A 15,874-nucleotide genomic window follows, 5' to 3' on the forward strand; every position below is an offset into this window, starting at 1 on the left:
CATGTCGCGCCCAGGGGGTGCGTGTTCAGTCGGTTACGTGGATGAGGAGCTTCCCCGTGTTGGAACCGCCCAGCATCCCGATGAACCCGTCCAGGATCCCCTCGAACCCGTCCACCACCGTCTCGTCCGACGCCACCCGGCCGGACCGCAGGTGCGGGACGAGGAAATCCTCCAACTCGCCTTGTACATCACGGTAGTTGCGGACCAGGACACCCTCCAGGCGGAGGCTCTTGCTGACCACGTCGTAGAGGTTGCGGGGCGCGGCGGGCGGCTCGGCGAGGGAGTTGTACTGGGCCACCGCGCCCACCCAGGCGATCCGGCCGCCCTCGCGCAGGCCCGCGATCGCGCCCTCCAGGTGGGTGCCGCCCACGTTCTCGACGACCGCGTCCACCCCGGCGGGGGCGGCCTTGGCGAGCAGTTCGCCGACCGGGCCGTCGTGGTAGTCGAAGGCGGCGTCGTAACCGACCGTCCCCGTCAGGTAGTCGACCTTCTCCGCCGACCCCGCGCTGCCGGTGATCCGGCCCGCGCCGAGCAGCCGCGCGATGCGTCCGGCCGCCGTGCCGACGCCTCCGGCGGCCGCCGTGACGAACAGGTCCTCACCGGGCTTGAGGCGCAGGGTCCGGGTGAGCGCCACATACGCGGTGAGCCCGGTGCCGCCGAGGATTCCGAGGTGGGCGGAGAGCGGGACACCGTCGTACGCCTTGATCCTGCGCACCCCGTCGACGCCCAGGGTGACCAGGGCGTGGGTGCGCCAGCCCTGCCGGTGGAAGACGAGGTCGCCCTCCGCGAGGCCGGGATCGCGCGAGGCGAGCACCCGGCCGAGCGCGCGGCCCTCCAGCGGGGTGTGCAGCGGGCCCTCGTCCATCACCTCGCGGTGGTACGGATCCACGGACAGGTAGAGGTTCTCGACGAGCGCGGTGCCGGGGGCGGGGTCGGGGGCGTCGGCCCGGACCAGCTCGAAGTCGGCCGGGGTGGGGAGCCCGTCGGGGCGGGCGGTCTGCTGAACGGTGATCGAAGTCGTCATGGCCCAGGACGTTAGAAAGGAATGCGCGGGCCCGGCAGGGGGTTGCGTCGATGGAACCGAGTGATCCATCAACTCTCCTCATACGTACAGGTGGGAGCCCCGATGCCCAGCGACCTCGCCCCGCACGAACTACGCGTCCTGGTGGCCGTGGAGCGCGAGCGCGGCTTCTCCGCCGCTGCCGAGAAGCTCGGCATGAGCCAGTCCGCCGTCTCGCACTCGGTGCGCTCCAGCGAGGCCAAGATAGGTGCCGTTCTCTTCGAGCGGGGCAGGCGGGGTGCGACCCCGACGCCCGCCGGGAGCCGGGCTGCCGCCCACGCCCGCCGGGTGCTGCGGCTTCTCGACACCTTGGCGGCCGAGGCGCGCGGGGCCGCGCCCGACCCGGCCGACGACACCGTGGCGGGGCCGCTGCGGATCGCCGCGTTCCGCAGCGCCGCACTCCAGCTGCTGCCCGCCGCGCTGGAACGGCTCACGGCCCGGCATCCCGGGATCGTGCCGGAGGTCAGCCTGGTGCGGGAGGTGGGGGCGGGGACGGCCGGGGAGGTGGCGGCGGGGCGCGCGGACCTCGGCATCGCGACGATCGGCACCACCTCGCCGATCCCGCCCGGGCTCGTCGGCGACGTACTCCTGGAGGAGGGGTATGCGCTGGTGCACCCGGCCGGGCATGCCGCGCCGCGCTCGCTTCCGCTGGTCGACTGGACCGAGAACTGCACGTCGTACACCCGGCGTTGGTGGTCCGAGCAGAAGTGGATCCCGGCCGCTACGGTCCGCGCCGAGGACGACGGAGCAGTGCTCTCGATGGTGAGCAGTGGTTTCGGAATGGCGATCATGCCGGAGCTGTCGCTGGTCGGAGCACCGCCCACCATCGAGATCACTGATCTCGGTCCGGAGCGCCCGACGCGTTCTGTCGGCTATGTGACCACCCCCGAACTCGCCGGATCGGTCGCCGTACGGGGCCTGATCAGAGAACTGCGGGCCCTGCGCCCCGCAGCCGTCCCAACGGCCCCAAGGTGCTCGCCCGGAGGACGCGGTGCGTACGAAGCTCGCGCACCCGTCCGGCCGGACCTCGTAGAGAGGGGCCCGTCTCAGATAGTAGGAAGTCCGAGTAATTGTGGAGACAGACTCCAGCGCAAGGCTTAGCTTTGTAGAAGCCGAACGTCTCGCTGATCCAGCGAATGGCGGTCGTGAGCGCAGTGCCCCTTGGCAGGCAACCCCTGCGGCCGCGCTCCCCGCCCCTTCCGGCACCTCACTGCATCCGCCGGGGCCTGCCCCGGACCTCCCAGCAGAGGAGTCGAATCCCCATGGTCAAGCAGCCCACCCGTCGCGTCCGTCACTCTTCGCGCAGCAGCGAGTCCGACCGCAAGAACGCCGCCGCCGCCCTCCAGCGTGCGCTGGACCGCAGGGACAACGGCGGCGCCACGGGGCACTGAGCCCCTTGCTGGCTAACGCCCGCGCTGGATCTCGAAGTGGTCGATGCGCTCGCCCGTCTCGGCGAGCGCGCTGACCTTCATCCTCGGGTGGCGGCCGGTCTCGACCTCCACCGCGAGGAACGAGTAGTTGGTGTAGCGGACCCGGGACCACTCCACGGTCTCGGTGACCTTCGCGCCGCCCTTGGCCCAGTGGTAGGTGTCCACGCTGTCGCGGTCCGCGACATGGCCCTCGTACGAGTCGGGCACCGGGAAGCTGTACAGGGAGCGGCCCGCCGCACCGGCCGTGACGTACACGATGCCGTCGCGGGTCGGGTCGGTGCGCTCGCCGATCGCGACCTTGCGGCCCACCTTGTTGCCCTTGATGGCGTCCGTGCGCTCGTACACGTGGTTGTGCCCGTTGATCACCAGGTCCACCTGGTGCTTCTCGAACAGCGGCACCCACGCGTCCCGCACGCCCCCCTCCGAGGCGTGCGAGCTGGTCGTCGAGAACGCGCAGTGGTGGAAGAAGACCACGATGAAGTCGACCGCGTGGTCGGCGCGCAGCTCACCGAGCCGCTTGTCCAGCCACTGGGTCTGCCTGCCGCCGCTGATCCCGAAGTTGGCGGGGATCTCGTACGAGACGTCGTTCGCGTCCAGCGCCACCACGCCCACGTTGCCGTGCACGAAGGAGTAGACGCCGGGCTGGTTCACCGGGTCCGGGCCGTTGGCCGGCAGCGACCAGCGGGCGTTCTGGCCGCCGTAGCCCTGCGGCGAGTACCAGGCCTCCATGTCGTGGTTGCCGGTCGTCACCATCCACGGCACCGTCTTGGCGACCGACTCGGTCTGCGCCAGGAACTGGTCCCAGGTGCGCGCGTCGTACTGGTCAGAGGACTGGCCCGAGCCCGACGGGTCGGCGTAGCAGATGTCGCCCGCGTGCAGGTGGAAGGCCGGGTTCTGGCCCAGGATCACCTGGTCGTTGCCCAGTGCGTGGTAGCTGACGCCCTGGTCGCCGAAGGCCGTGAACGTGAAGTTCTCGCAGTGCGCCGGAGCGGTGGTGAAGGTGCCGAGCGTGCCGAGGTTGCGGCGGTCCGCCGGGTCGAAGCCGTCGTGACCGACCCCGTAGTAGTACGTCTGGCCCGGCCGCAGCCGGTCCAGGCCCGCGTGCACGTAGAACTGCTCGGCCGCGGCGATCTTCCCGCCGTTCAGGGCCGGCGTCGTCAGGTGGCGCACCTCGGCGTCGATCTTCCGGCTCAGCGACCACGGGCTCGTACCGATGCGGATGTACGGCTTCTTCACCGCGAACGGGACCTGCCAGGAGACCCGCATCTGCGTCTTGGGGTCGGCGCCGTACGCGAGGTGGCGGCCGAACGGCGCGGCCAGTGAACCGTCAACCCTGGTGCGGGAGTTGGAGGCGAGTGCGGTGGGAGCCGCGTACGCGGGCGAGGCCGCTCCGGCCGTCGCGACGCCGGCCCCGGCGACCGCGGCGGTCGCCACCGTGGTGCGCAGCACCCCACGACGGGTCAGCTTGCTGCGCAGGTACTCGTGCTGCTCGGCCATGCTCATGCGCGCGGCGAGCCGGTCGGGGATGCCGAATCTCGGGATGTCCATGGCAGAAACGTCCTCCTTCGAGTCGACGCGATTCTCACCGGGAGATGAACCCCGGGCATACGCCCGGACACGCGTTTTCGCGGAAGATCTCCATCAGTCCACACTCTGGACATCGGGTGTCAATGGCTGGGACGGCGAGTAGGGTTCCCCCATGTCGGCAAGTTCTCGCAGCATCAATCTCGCAGTGATTCCCGGTGACGGCATCGGCCAGGAGGTCGTGGCCCAGGGCCTGAAGGTTCTCCGTGCCGTCCTTCCGCAGGATGTGAAGCTGGAGACCAGGGAGTTCGACTTCGGCGCCCGGCGTTACCACGCCACCGGTGAGACCCTCACCGACGCCGACGTCGAGGCCCTCAAGCAGCACGACGCGATCCTGCTCGGCGCGATCGGCGACCCCTCGGTCCCGTCCGGCGTCCTGGAGCGCGGCTTCCTGCTGAAGCTCCGCTTCCTCTTCGACCACTACGTCAACCTCCGCCCCAGCAGGCTGCTCCCCGGCGTCGCCACCCCGCTCGCCGGCCAGCCCGAGATCGACTTCATCGTCGTGCGCGAGGGCACCGAGGGCCCGTACACCGGCAACGGCGGCTCGATCCGTACCGGCACGCCGCACGAGGTCGCCACCGAGGTCTCGGTCAACACCGCCTTCGGTGTCGAGCGAGTGGTCCGGGACGCCTTCGCCCGCGCCCAGGCCCGCCCGCGCAAGAAGCTGACCCTGGTCCACAAGAACAACGTCCTGGCTTACGCCGGGCACCTGTGGACCAACATCTTCAACAAGGTGGCCAAGGAGTTCCCCGACGTCACCACCGACTACCTGCACGTGGACGCGGCGACGATCTTCCTCGTCACCGACCCGGCGCGGTTCGACGTGATCGTCACCGACAACCTCTTCGGCGACATCATCACCGACCTCGCCGCGGCCGTCTCGGGCGGCATCGGCGTCGCGGCCTCGGGCAACATCAACCCGAGCGGCGCGTTCCCGTCGATGTTCGAGCCGGTGCACGGCTCCGCCCCGGACATCGCGGGCCAGGGCAAGGCCGACCCCTCGGCCACGATCCTCTCGGTCGCCCTGCTGCTGCGCCACCTCGGTTACGACGCAGAGGCGGCCCGCATCGAGGCCGCCGTCTCCGAAGACCTCGCGGCCCGCGGCGACTCGGTCCGCACCACGGACGAGATCGGCGACGCGCTCGCCGTACGGGTAGCCGGCTGACCCCGCGGCACAGCTACGCAACAGCCGCCGGGTCGCCTTTCGCACCCGGCGGCTTTTCGCATGCGGCCACCGGGTGACACCATCAACCCCGGACCGCACATCACACCGTTGTGTCCAAGGCCCCACCAAGAGCGATAATCGGACGTGGGCCGCGACATGCGGAGCAGCTCGGACGTCCAGGCAGCAGCAGCGGCGTGAGCGCGGTCCGTCACTATCCACCGGTGAAGGACACAGCACTCATGACGACGCCCACGATCGAGCTCAAGCCCACCTCGCATCCGCTGTCCGACGCGGAGCGCGAGGCGATTCTGGCCAGCCCCGGTTTCGGCCGCCACTTCACCGACAACATGGTGACGGTCCGCTGGACCGAGGGCCGCGGCTGGCACGACGCCCAGCTCGTGCCCTACGCCCCGCTGTCCATGGACCCGGCGAACATGACGCTGCACTACGCGCAGACGATCTTCGAGGGCCTCAAGGCGTACCGCCAGCCCGACGGCACGGTCGCCACGTTCCGGCCCGAGGCCAACGCCGAGCGCTTCCAGGCCTCGGCCCGCCGCATCGCGATGCCCGAGGTGCCCGTCGACCTCTTCATCGCGGCCTGCGACGCGCTGATCCAGCAGGACAAGGCGTGGGTCCCGGCCACCGGTGAGGCCTCCCTCTACCTGCGCCCCTTCATGATCGCGACCGAGGTCGGCCTCGGTGTGAAGCCGGCCAACGAGTACCTGTTCATCGTGATCGCCTCCCCGGCCGGCGCCTACTTCCCGGGCGGCGTGAAGCCCGTCTCGGTGTGGCTGTCCGAGGAGTACGTCCGTGCCGTCAAGGGCGGCACCGGCGCGGCCAAGACCGGCGGCAACTACGCGGCCTCCCTGGTCGCCCAGGCCGAGGCCGCCCAGCACGGCTGCGACCAGGTCGTCTGGCTCGACGCGGTCGAGCACCGCTGGATCGAGGAAATGGGCGGCATGAACCTGTACTTCGTGTACGGCCAGAAAGATGGAACGCAGCGGATCGTCACTCCTGAGCTGACGGGGTCGCTGCTTCCGGGCATCACCCGGGACTCCCTCCTGAAGATCGCCCGCGATCTGGGGTACGAGGCTGTCGAGGGGCGGATCTCCACGGAGGACTGGAAGCGGGACAACGAGAACGGCTCGCTCACCGAGGTCTTCGCCTGCGGCACGGCGGCCGTCATTACCCCCGTGGGCTCGGTGAAGTCCGCCCGGGCCAACTGGACGCAGGGTGACGGTGAGCCCGGCGAGGTCACGATGAAGCTTCGTAAGGCTCTGCTCGAGCTGCAGACCGGGCAGGCCCCGGATCCCCATGGCTGGATGCACCAGCTGGGCTGAGTGACGGGCTGGTTGTTCTTCGGCCGCGGGCCGGCTCGGGCCGGTCGCGCAGTTCCCCGTGCCCCTTGGCGGCAGGGGGGTGGCATGCGGTACGGCTTCGGCTAGTTCTCGGCCAGGGCCGTCTCGGACCTCGTGTCCGCGGCGGCCCTTTCCGTTGCCCGGGAGCGGGCTGTCAAGGCCGCGTACGTCACGCCGCCCACCAACCCCGACAGCAGGAAGCTGCAGTCCACTCCGCCCGTCCAACTCAGCAGGGGGCCCTGGTAGTTGGGGAGGGAGACCGAGAGGAGGCCCGTGGCCGCGCCCAGAGCCCAGGAGGTCACCGCGCGGAGGTTCCAGCCGGCGCGGTACCAGTAAATGCCGCCCCGCGAGCGGCGGTTGAAGACCTGGAGGGCGTCCGCGTCGTATGCGCCCCGGCAGCGGACGAAGCCGATCAGGGTGATCACCGCCCAGGGTGTGCCGATCGCCGTGAGCAGCAGGACGAACGAGGTCATCGCGGCCTGCGCGTCCCAAGCGAAGTGACCGGCGAATACGCACACCGTGGCCACGCCTGCCACCGCGAACGTCGCCTGGGTGCGCGAGGCGCGCGGCAGAATCGCGTCCAGGTCGAGGCCCATCGAGTAGAGCATCAGACCCGCGTTGCCCACCGAGCCGGCCGATGCCGCGAGCAGCAGTGGTACCAGGTACCAGCCGGGGGAGGCGGCGACCAGCGGGCCCGCGTAGTCGGTGGCCGCACGGGCCGCGTACGCCGTGAACGTACCGAAGAGCTGAGGCACCAGGAGGCCCGCCGTCAGGCCGAGCCAGGTCGCGTGCAGGACGCGGCGCGGGCGGTGCCGGGCCGGCGAGATGTAGCGCGTGTAGTCGCCGAGCAGCGTGATGAACGCGATCGGGCCGCTCAGCCCCGCCGCGACGAGCGCGAGCAGCCAGGTCGGCCAGAACGAGCCCAGCAGATAGCCGCCCGCGTCCGGCAGCGCCGAGGTGGTGAAGTGGGGTGCGTAGGCGACGACTCCGAGGATCAGCAGCGCCGTCATGCCCACCGCCAGGATGCGCGACAGGCGAAGCAGCACCCGGTAGCCGTACACCGCGCCGATGACGGTGGCCGCGGCGAGCAGCGCGTACACGATGCCGTACGAGATCCCGCCGGTCGGCAGGCCGAGCAGGCGGTGCAGGACGCCCGTCATCGCGTCCCCGCCGATCCACACGGTCAGCGCTGTGTAGCCGAGCGAGAGCAGCAGGCCCACCACTGAGCCCACCAGCCGTCCCCGTACGCCGAATTGGGCGCCGGAGGATGTGGAGAGGTTCGTGGCCGTACGCAGTGAGACGAGCGCGAGCGGGGCCGTCAGGAGGGTGCCGACCACCGTGCCGGCGATCACCGCGCTGACGGAGGCCCACCAGCCGAGGCCGAAGGAGACCGGCAGCCAGCCGAAGACGATCACCCCGAGGCACAGGTTCGAGCCGAGCAGGATCGACACGAGATCGCGCGGCCCACTGGTGCGTTCCGCTTCCGGGACCGTATCGACTCCGCGCTGTTCTATGGGCATGCCGACGCCTCTCACTCTCGGGGGGTTTGAGTGGCGCTCAATGTGACTCATGCCAAGCAGTGCCGTCAATGCTTCCACTCCATGAAATCTCTGGTTAGAGTGACGTTCAAACAGGAGGTGTGGTGGCGTGCGACTGACCCCGACGGAGCGTGACCGGCTGCTGCTGTTCGGCGCCGCGGAACTGGCCCGGGCCCGCAGGGCCCGCGGGCTCCGCTTGAACGTGCCCGAGGCGACCGCCCTGATCGCGGACACCGTCTGCGAGGCGGCCCGCGACGGCCGGCGGCTCGCCGAGGCCATCGAGGCGGCCCGCGCGGTGCTCGGGCCCGACGACGTGCTGCCCGGCGTGTCCGACGTGGTCACCGAGGTCCACGTCGAGGCCGTCTTCGACGACGGCTCCCGGCTCGCCGTGGTGTCCGACCCCATCGGCGGCACGGCCGGCGAGGCCGCCCCCGGCGCCCTGCTGCCCGGCGACGGCTACCCGGAGGCGGCTCCCGAGGTCCGGCTCGCCGTGACCAACACCGCTTCGGTGCCGATCAGCGTCACCTCGCACTTCCACTTCTTCGAGGCCAACCCGCGGCTCGACTTCGACCGCGCGGCCGCCTACGGCATGCGGCTCTGCGTGCCCGCCGGGTCCTCGGTGCGGTTCGGGCCCGGCGAGAGCGAGGAGGTCGGCCTCGTCCCGATCGGTGGCGACCGCGTCGCGATCGGTTTCGCGGGCCTGGTCGACGGACCGCTCGACGCACCCGGCGCGAAGGCAGAGGCCCTGCGCAGGGCCTCTGCCTGCGGCTACCTGGGAACCGCCGCGCGCGAGGGAGACAAGTGATGGACCCGTACGAGTACGCCTCCGTGCACGGCCCCCGCACCGGCGACCGGATCCGGCTCGGCGACTCGGGCCTGACCGTCCGAGTCGAATCCGACGCGCAGGCTCCCGGCGACGAGTTCCTGGCGGGGTTCGGCAAGACCGCCCGCGACGGGCTGCATCTGAAGGCCGCCGCTGTCCGCGAGACCTGCGACGTCGTGATCAGCAACGTCGTCGTGATCGACGCGGTGCAGGGCATCCGCAAGGTGTCCATCGGCATCCGCGAGGGACGGATCTGCTCCATCGGGCGGGCCGGAAATCCCAACACCCTCGACGGCGTCGATGTGGTCGTCGGCACCGGCACCTCGATCGTCTCCGGCGAGGGGCTCATCGCCACCGCCGGAGCCGTCGACCCCCACGTCCATCTGCTGTCGCCGCGCATCATGGAGGCCTCGCTCGCCTCCGGTGTCACCACGATCATCGGCCAGGAGTTCGGCCCGGTCTGGGGCGTCGGCGTCAACTCGCCCTGGGCGCTGCGCAACGCCTTCGCGGCCTTCGACGCCTGGCCCGTCAACATCGGCTTCCTGGGGCGGGGATCGTCCTCGAACGGGGCCCCGCTGGTGGAGGCGCTCGCCGAGGGCGGCGCCTGCGGGTTCAAGGTCCACGAGGACATGGGCGCGCACACCCGCGCGCTCGACACCGCGCTGCGCGTCGCCGAGGACCATGACGTCCAAGTCGCCCTGCACAGCGACGGGTTGAACGAGTGCCTCACCGTCGAGGACACCCTCAAGGTGCTCGAAGGCCGCACCATCCACGCCTTCCACATCGAGGGCTGCGGCGGCGGACACGTACCCAATGTGCTGAAGATGGCGGGCGTCCCGAACGTCATCGGCTCGTCCACCAATCCGACCCTGCCCTTCGGGCGGGACGCGGTCGCCGAGCACTACGGCATGATCGTCTCGGTCCACGACCTCAAGACCGACCTGCCGGGCGACGCGGCGATGGCCCGCGACCGCATCCGTGCCGGGACGATGGGCGCCGAGGACGTGCTCCACGACCTGGGCGCGATCGGCATCACCTCCTCCGACGCGCAGGGCATGGGCCGCGCGGGCGAGACCGTACGCCGCACCTTCGCCATGGCCGGGAAGATGAAGGCCGAGCTCGGCCCCCTGGAGGGCGACGGGCCCGGTGACGACAACGCGCGCGTCCTGCGCTACATGGCGAAGCTGACCATCAACCCGGCCATCGCGCACGGCCTCTCGCACGAGATCGGGTCCATCGAGGCCGGCAAGATGGCCGACATCGTGCTGTGGCGCCCGGCCTACTTCGGCGCCAAGCCGCAGATGGTCCTCAAGTCCGGCTTCCCCGCCTGGGGCGTCACCGGCGATCCCAACGCGGCCACCGACACCTGCGAACCGCTCGTGCTCGGCCCGCTGTTCGGCGCCCACGGCGGCACTGCGGCCGAGCTGTCCGTCGCCTTCGTGGCGAAGGCCGCCCTCGACCAGGGCGGCGACCAGCTGCCCACCCGACGCCGCCGGGTCGCGGTGCGCGGCACGCGCGGCATCGGCCCCGCCGACCTGCTGCTCAACTCCCGTACCGGAGCCGTCGGCGTGGACGGCCGCACCGGGCTCGTCACCCTCGACGGCGACCCGCTGCGCTCCGAACCGGCCGACTCCGTCTCCCTCAACCGCCTCTACTTCCTGTAAGGACCACCCTGATGTCTGCTGCCGCCGACGGCTTCCGCATGCCTGCCGAGTGGACCCCGCACGAGCGGACCTGGATGGCATGGCCGGGCCCCAACGTGACGTTCCCGAACGACGCCGAGCTCGCCGAGTCCCGCGCCGCCTGGGCCTCGGTCGCCCGCGCGGTACGCCGCTTCGAGCCGGTCACCATGGTCGTCGGCCCGGGCCAGGCCGACAGCGCCCGCGCCCTGCTCGGCCCCGACATCGAGCTCGTCGAGCGCGAACTCGACGACGCCTGGATGCGGGACATCGGCCCCACCTTCCTCACCGACGGCAAGGGACAACTGGCCGCCGTGGACTGGACGTTCAACGGCTGGGGTGCCCAGGACTGGGCGACCTGGGAGCACGACGCGAAGATCGGCGCCCATGTCTCGGACCTCGCCGGGGCGCGTACGTACACCTCGCGCCTCGTCAACGAGGGCGGCGCGATCCACGTCGACGGCGAGGGCACGGTGCTGCTCACCGAGACCGTCCAGCTCGGCCCCGAGCGCAACCCGGACTGGACCCGCGAGGAGGTCGAGACGGAGATCCACGCCATGCTCGGCACCCGCAAGGCCATCTGGCTGCGCCGCGGCCTCACCGGCGACTACCCGCCGCACGGCTACGGCACCCTCGGCCATGTCGACATCGTCGCCGCGTTCGCCCGGCCCGGCGTCGTGGTCGCCCACACCCAGCCCGACCCGGCCCACCCCGACCACGAGCTCTGCAAGGAGAACGTGGCGCTGCTCCGCTCGCAGACCGACGCCCGCGGCCGCTCGCTCGAAGTCGTCGAGATCCCCGCGCCGACCGTCCTCAAGGACGACCACGGCTGGGTCGACTACTCGTACATCAACCACTACCTCTGCAACGGCGGCGTGGTCCTGTGCGCCTTCGACGACCCGCGCGACGAGAACGCGGCCGGCATCTTCCGCCGGCTCTTCCCCGAGCGCACGGTGACCCTCGTCGACGCCCGGACGATCTTCGCGGGCGGCGGCGGCATCCACTGCATCACGCAGCAGCAGCCGAGGGTGTGACCCCGGTCGACTCCGCGGGCCCGCGATTTCCGGCGAGGCCGTGCGCCACCCGCCGCCTACCGGCCACGGCCCCGCCCGTCATCGCCGCGACCGGCATGCGGGATCGCCCTTGACGTGCCGGTAGTCGTCCCCCCCGGGCACCGCTGGGTGCGGCCAGCTGATCCGCGCCGGTGACTTTGATGGCCGCGCCCTCGATGGGGCGGTCGCAGTGGAGGCAGAACTTGATGGGGCTTGTGGGTGTCATGGGGCGTCCTCCCTGAGACCGGTCTGTACGGGGGCGGCGAGCATGTGGGCGATGCGTTCGGCGCAGCTTGCTTCGTGGCCGCGTTCGCCGATCTCGTAGCCGAAGGGGGTGACGTAGTGGTTGCCGTTCATGGCAATGTGCTCGGCGAGGTCGTTGACGGAGTTGGTCGCCCTCAGGGATCCCGTGTCGTCGAGATCGACGTGGAGTCCGCGCTTCCGCAGGTGGTCGGCGAGTTTCCGTAGCTCGGTGTCCATGCAGAGACGATCTCAACGCGGGGGGCTGGGCGGGATATGACAACCTATGACACGGAGTTGATCATGCGGGCGGTGGCGATTACGGGGACCCGCGCGACCGGACATCGCCCGCTGGACGACTACGCCGCACTCTTCGCGGCGTACCTCGCCCCCTTCGCCGACGGGCACTTTTACCTCGGCGGCGCCAAGGGCATCGACAGCCTGGCCCTGGTCTGGCTGGCCAGGAACACCGATGCGCACATCACCGTCGTGGCGCCCGGCACCGTCGATCAGCAGCCGGCCGAGGCGCGCCAGGCCATCACCCGCACGAGGGGCCGCATCAAGGACATCGTCGAGCTAGGTGCGGCAGAACTGGGCACCCCGGCCTACCACGCGAGGAACCGGTGGATGGTCGATCACGCCTCGATGACCATCGGATTCCCGCACGCCACCGAACCCTCGACCGGCACGTGGCAGACCCTCAACTACACGGCGGAGAAGGGGAAACCGCGCCTAATCGTGCCCGTGTAGACGCGGGTTGCGTCACGATGGCGTCATGGACGACAGGACGATCGGTGCGGCGATGCTCAAGGCCCTGCGGAAGCGCCGCGGCCTGTCGCTGGCTGACGCCGCCCGTGCCCTGATCGCGATTGCGAGGGAACTTGGGCAGCCCTGCAATTCCCTGCCCACCGCCACCGGGCTGCAGCGGTCCGTGGCCCGTTGGGAAGCGGCCAGCCCGACTCGCCCGGACGCCCGCCATCAACTGCTCCTCGCGCACCTCTACGGCCGGACGCCAGGGGGAGCCGTCGCTCTCGGGATGGGCTCGGACTTCGCGGCGCTCATCGATGCTCTCGCTCATCTCGGCGAAAGCGCCGCGCAATTGGCGGAGCTGGGTGCCCAACTGGCCCGGACCGCCACGGATCAGGGCGGCGGCATGCTCACGCTGTTGTCGCCGAGCACGCGTGCGGGGCTGGCCGCAGCCTTGGCGGACCCGTCACACACTGACGAGAACCTCGTGGCTGGGCTCGCGGCGGTTGTGTCCGACGTGAATGCCCGGGTGGGCTCGTTGCCGTTCGTGCGCCTGCAGTTGATGCTGACTCCGGCGGTGGAGGCCTGCCGTCAGCTGATCGCCGGCCCCGTGCCGGAACCGCTCCTCGCCCGGCTGCGCGGAGTGTCCGTGGCAGCCCATACCCTGGCGGGCCGCCTGGCGTTCGAGACCCGTGACGATGTCGCCTCCCAGGCCCTGTATGCCACAGCGACGCGAGAGGCCGGTCTGCTGCCGGATCCATGGCGTCGCGCAACCGTCCACATGAGCCACGCTCTGGTGACCCTGTACTCGACGCACGGTCTGACCGGGGCGCGGGCGTTGGGGGACGCGGCGGTGCGGGACGCCCAGACCGGTGACAGCATCGTGGTGCGTGCGCGAGCCCACGCGCTGCAGGCGGAGATCGCCGCCCGCGCCGGTGCGGGCCGACAGGCACAGGCGGCCCTTGACCTGGCCTGGTTCGACATGGAGCGCAGCCATGGCGGCGACCCGTCGAGCAGCTCCTTCACGGCGGGGCATCTGCGTGGCTTCGAGGGTGTGTGTGAACTGTACGTCGGTGACGCGCAGTTGGCTCATGACCGGTTTGCCGCGTCCGCGAGCGTGCTGGTGGCGCCACGGGAACAGGTGCAGCGTGCGATCGTGACGACGGACCAGGCGCTGGCCCGGATCCGCATGGGCGATCCGCAGTCGGCGGCCGGTCTGCTGCACGAGTGTGTGCGAGCCGCCGCGACAACGGGCGGCAGAGTCCCGGCGATCAGGTTGCGGCGTGCTCGGCAGGAGCTGCGGCCGTGGCGCCAGGAGCACTGGGTGGCCGACCTTGACGACCACTTGATGGATGTCCTCGGGGCTTGACGGTTTCCGAGCACCAGCGTACGGACGATCGCCCCCCCGATTTCCGCCGGTTCGAGGGCGGTTGGACGTCATGTGATCGACTGGCGGCATGACTTCAAGGACCGTGTACGTGTTCTGCTCGGCGGCCCCGCCCGTCTTCGAGGTCGCCGCCGTGATCGAGTCGCTGCAGGCGCGGGGCTGGGACGTGTGTCTGGGGCTGACGCCGGCCGCGGCTTCCTGGCTGGAGGAGTCTCTGCCGGGGCTGGCCACCTTGACCGGGCATCCGGTGCGCTCGCAGTACAAGAGGCCGGGCGATCCGGACGTGTGGCCGCCCGCAGCCGCCATCCTGTTCGCGCCGGCCACTTTCAACTCGGTCAACTCATGGGCGTTGGGGCTGACTTCGGCCCTCGTGATCGGTGTGGCCGCAGAGGCGATCGGCAAGCAGATTCCCACCGTGGTCATGCCGTGCGTGAACGCCGCCTATGTCCGGCATCCGCAGTTCGAGCAGTCCCTGGAGGTCCTGCGCTCGGCCGGGGTGACGGTGCTGTACGGCGACGGCGGTTTCGTACCGAATCGGCCGGGCGAGCGAAGGCCCGGGGGGTATCCGTGGCAGATCGCGCTGGACGCGGTCGAGGCGGCTGTCGGGCCCTGATGGCAGCCGTGACGACGGCCGAACGCTGTGGACTCCGGACATGACACGAGTCCTCTATCTGATCGCCTGCGCCGCCGGACCCGCCGAATGCGTCGACGAGGCCGTGCGGCAAGCCCAAGGGAGGGGTTGGGACACGTGCCTCGTGCTCACTCCGTCGGCGGCGAGATGGTGGGAGCCGCGTCTCGGCGAACTGGAGCAGCTGACGGGCGACCGCGTGCGCTCGCAGTACAAACTCCCCGGCGAGGCAGACGCGTTGCCCAAAGCCGACGCCATGCTGGTGGCCCCGCTGAGCTGCACGAGCCTCAACGAATGGGGCGCAGGGATCGCCGATACGCTCGCGCTCGGCCTGGTCTCCGAGGGCGTCCACCTCGGCGTGCCGGTGGTGGCGATGCCGTACTTCAACCAGGCGCAAGCCGCGCAACCGGCGGTGGCCCGTAGCATCGCGGACCTGCGGGCGCAGGGCGTGGTCTACCTCGACGGCGAGGCCGACGGGTACGCGTCGCACCCGCCCAAGCAGGGGAACCCCACCGCGTTTCCCTGGCATCTCGCCCTGACCGCGGTCGAGGCGGCGGCAGGCTCCCGCTCGTAGGCCCAAGAGCAGCTGAAGATGTCGAGGCGGGGCTTGCGAACGGGGTCCGGGTCGTTGCTGTCGCCTCGGGCCGGAGCAGCGAGGCCGAACTGCACGCTGCCGGGCCGTTCGCGGTCCTGTCCGATCTGCGCGACACGGAGCGGCTGGTGGAAGTTGGTCATGGGTGTCGACTCGTAGCAGGGCCGCTCCCGTGCCCGCCCCCACGGGAGCTTTGGCTCCACTTCCACTTCGATTCCCTCGCCTGACGGCCCGCCGTGTCCGTCGCCATGCCGTGGCCATGGGGTGAAGGCGACGGCTCGGTCGTGGGGAGGGGAGAGCGGTGTGTCGCTGGCAAGGAGTGTCCGGGTGCTCAGCTGCCCATTAACGTACTGACCGCCGTGGGGCGCGTGAGTAGATGTAGCTGGGTTTTGCCGTGTTTGTGGATCTTAGATTGGAGCAGGTCGCGGCATGGCAGGACGTGCTGGCCGGGCTGCATGCGAGCTTCGCATCACGTTTCGCTGGGGCGGATCCGCGCGGGTGGGTGTCGACTCATGTGGCGAGGTTGATTTCGCCGGTCGAGTGGAAGAACGGGTGGTCGCTGGCGGAGCGTGTCGGGGAGACATCTGCCGG

The 15,874-nt window shown here is 70.6% G+C and carries 16 protein-coding genes; 12 read left to right on the plus strand and 4 right to left on the minus strand.

The window, feature by feature from the left end; all coding sequences use genetic code 11:
• Nucleotides 1-25: 25 nt before the first annotated feature.
• The gene (locus tag IE206_RS20475) at nucleotides 26-1,024 is read right to left on the minus strand and encodes an MDR family NADP-dependent oxidoreductase (RefSeq protein WP_189963999.1); all 999 of its coding nucleotides are present in this window, start codon (nucleotides 1,022-1,024) and stop codon (nucleotides 26-28) included.
• A gap of 102 nt (nucleotides 1,025-1,126) precedes the next feature.
• Here IE206_RS20475 and IE206_RS20480 point away from each other — a divergent pair, with 102 nt between their 5' ends.
• Together IE206_RS20480 and IE206_RS43185 are read left to right on the plus strand one after the other, a co-directional pair.
• Nucleotides 1,127-2,161 (plus strand): LysR family transcriptional regulator, encoded by a 1,035-nt coding sequence (locus IE206_RS20480; RefSeq protein ID WP_189964001.1) that lies wholly within the window; start codon nucleotides 1,127-1,129, stop codon nucleotides 2,159-2,161.
• 161 nt (nucleotides 2,162-2,322) lie between these two features.
• Nucleotides 2,323-2,451 (plus strand): hypothetical protein, encoded by a 129-nt coding sequence (locus IE206_RS43185; RefSeq protein WP_107090443.1) that lies wholly within the window; start codon nucleotides 2,323-2,325, stop codon nucleotides 2,449-2,451.
• Between the two features lie 12 nt (nucleotides 2,452-2,463).
• Here the strand turns inward: IE206_RS43185 and IE206_RS20485 are convergent, their stop codons facing one another.
• Nucleotides 2,464-4,038: a purple acid phosphatase family protein gene (locus tag IE206_RS20485; RefSeq protein WP_189964003.1), complete on the minus strand. Its 1,575-nt coding sequence runs from the start codon at nucleotides 4,036-4,038 to the stop codon at nucleotides 2,464-2,466.
• Nucleotides 4,039-4,189: 151 nt separating this feature from the next.
• On the opposite strand from IE206_RS20485, the gene IE206_RS20490 reads away from it, so the two are divergent.
• On the plus strand, nucleotides 4,190-5,239 hold the full coding sequence (locus tag IE206_RS20490) for a 3-isopropylmalate dehydrogenase (RefSeq protein ID WP_189964005.1): 1,050 nt from the start codon (nucleotides 4,190-4,192) through the stop codon (nucleotides 5,237-5,239).
• A 239-nt stretch (nucleotides 5,240-5,478) separates the two neighbouring features.
• Nucleotides 5,479-6,579 carry a branched-chain amino acid aminotransferase gene (locus tag IE206_RS20495; RefSeq protein WP_189964007.1) on the plus strand — a complete coding sequence of 367 codons (1,101 nt, stop codon included), beginning with the start codon at nucleotides 5,479-5,481 and terminating at the stop codon, nucleotides 6,577-6,579.
• 101 nt (nucleotides 6,580-6,680) lie between these two features.
• Here the strand turns inward: IE206_RS20495 and IE206_RS20500 are convergent, their stop codons facing one another.
• Complete coding sequence (locus tag IE206_RS20500) at nucleotides 6,681-8,117, minus strand: cytosine permease (RefSeq protein ID WP_189964009.1); 1,437 nt, start codon at nucleotides 8,115-8,117, stop codon at nucleotides 6,681-6,683.
• A 127-nt stretch (nucleotides 8,118-8,244) separates the two neighbouring features.
• Between IE206_RS20500 and ureA the strand changes: the two genes are divergently transcribed.
• Genes ureA through IE206_RS20515 form a run of 3 tightly spaced genes read left to right on the plus strand, consistent with a single transcriptional unit; the run spans nucleotide 8,245 to nucleotide 11,671 of the window.
• On the plus strand, nucleotides 8,245-8,940 hold the full coding sequence (ureA, locus tag IE206_RS20505) for an urease subunit gamma (RefSeq protein WP_189964012.1): 696 nt from the start codon (nucleotides 8,245-8,247) through the stop codon (nucleotides 8,938-8,940).
• A complete protein-coding gene (locus IE206_RS20510) occupies nucleotides 8,940-10,622 on the plus strand; it encodes an urease subunit alpha (RefSeq protein WP_189964014.1) in 1,683 nt (560 codons plus the stop codon). The genes ureA and IE206_RS20510 overlap by 1 nt, the downstream gene beginning before the upstream one ends.
• An 11-nt stretch (nucleotides 10,623-10,633) precedes the next feature.
• Entirely contained in the window at nucleotides 10,634-11,671 is a 1,038-nt protein-coding gene (locus IE206_RS20515) for an agmatine deiminase family protein (protein WP_189964017.1), read from the plus strand.
• Between the two features lie 240 nt (nucleotides 11,672-11,911).
• Here IE206_RS20515 and IE206_RS20520 read toward each other — a convergent pair whose 3' ends face one another.
• Nucleotides 11,912-12,169, minus strand: coding sequence for a hypothetical protein (locus tag IE206_RS20520; RefSeq protein ID WP_189964018.1), 258 nt, complete (start codon nucleotides 12,167-12,169; stop codon nucleotides 11,912-11,914).
• Between the two features lie 36 nt (nucleotides 12,170-12,205).
• On the opposite strand from IE206_RS20520, the gene IE206_RS20525 reads away from it, so the two are divergent.
• The 5 genes from IE206_RS20525 (at nucleotide 12,206) to IE206_RS20545 (ending at nucleotide 15,510) form a co-directional block, all read left to right on the plus strand.
• On the plus strand, nucleotides 12,206-12,679 hold the full coding sequence (locus IE206_RS20525) for a hypothetical protein (protein ID WP_226599820.1): 474 nt from the start codon (nucleotides 12,206-12,208) through the stop codon (nucleotides 12,677-12,679).
• Between the two features lie 25 nt (nucleotides 12,680-12,704).
• Nucleotides 12,705-14,045, plus strand: a complete 1,341-nt coding sequence (locus IE206_RS20530; RefSeq protein ID WP_189964020.1) for an NsdA family TPR-like regulatory protein — start codon at nucleotides 12,705-12,707, stop codon at nucleotides 14,043-14,045.
• Nucleotides 14,046-14,133: 88 nt separating this feature from the next.
• On the plus strand, nucleotides 14,134-14,676 hold the full coding sequence (locus IE206_RS20535) for a flavoprotein (protein WP_189964021.1): 543 nt from the start codon (nucleotides 14,134-14,136) through the stop codon (nucleotides 14,674-14,676).
• A gap of 40 nt (nucleotides 14,677-14,716) precedes the next feature.
• Nucleotides 14,717-15,265 carry a flavoprotein gene (locus tag IE206_RS20540; RefSeq protein ID WP_189964023.1) on the plus strand — a complete coding sequence of 183 codons (549 nt, stop codon included), beginning with the start codon at nucleotides 14,717-14,719 and terminating at the stop codon, nucleotides 15,263-15,265.
• Nucleotides 15,214-15,510, plus strand: coding sequence for an HAD hydrolase-like protein (locus IE206_RS20545; protein WP_189964076.1), 297 nt, complete (start codon nucleotides 15,214-15,216; stop codon nucleotides 15,508-15,510). Before IE206_RS20540 ends, IE206_RS20545 begins: the two co-directional genes overlap by 52 nt.
• Nucleotides 15,511-15,874: the final 364 nt, after the last annotated feature.

This window comes from Streptomyces violascens (assembly GCF_014649955.1).
Classification (GTDB): domain Bacteria; phylum Actinomycetota; class Actinomycetes; order Streptomycetales; family Streptomycetaceae; genus Streptomyces; species Streptomyces violascens.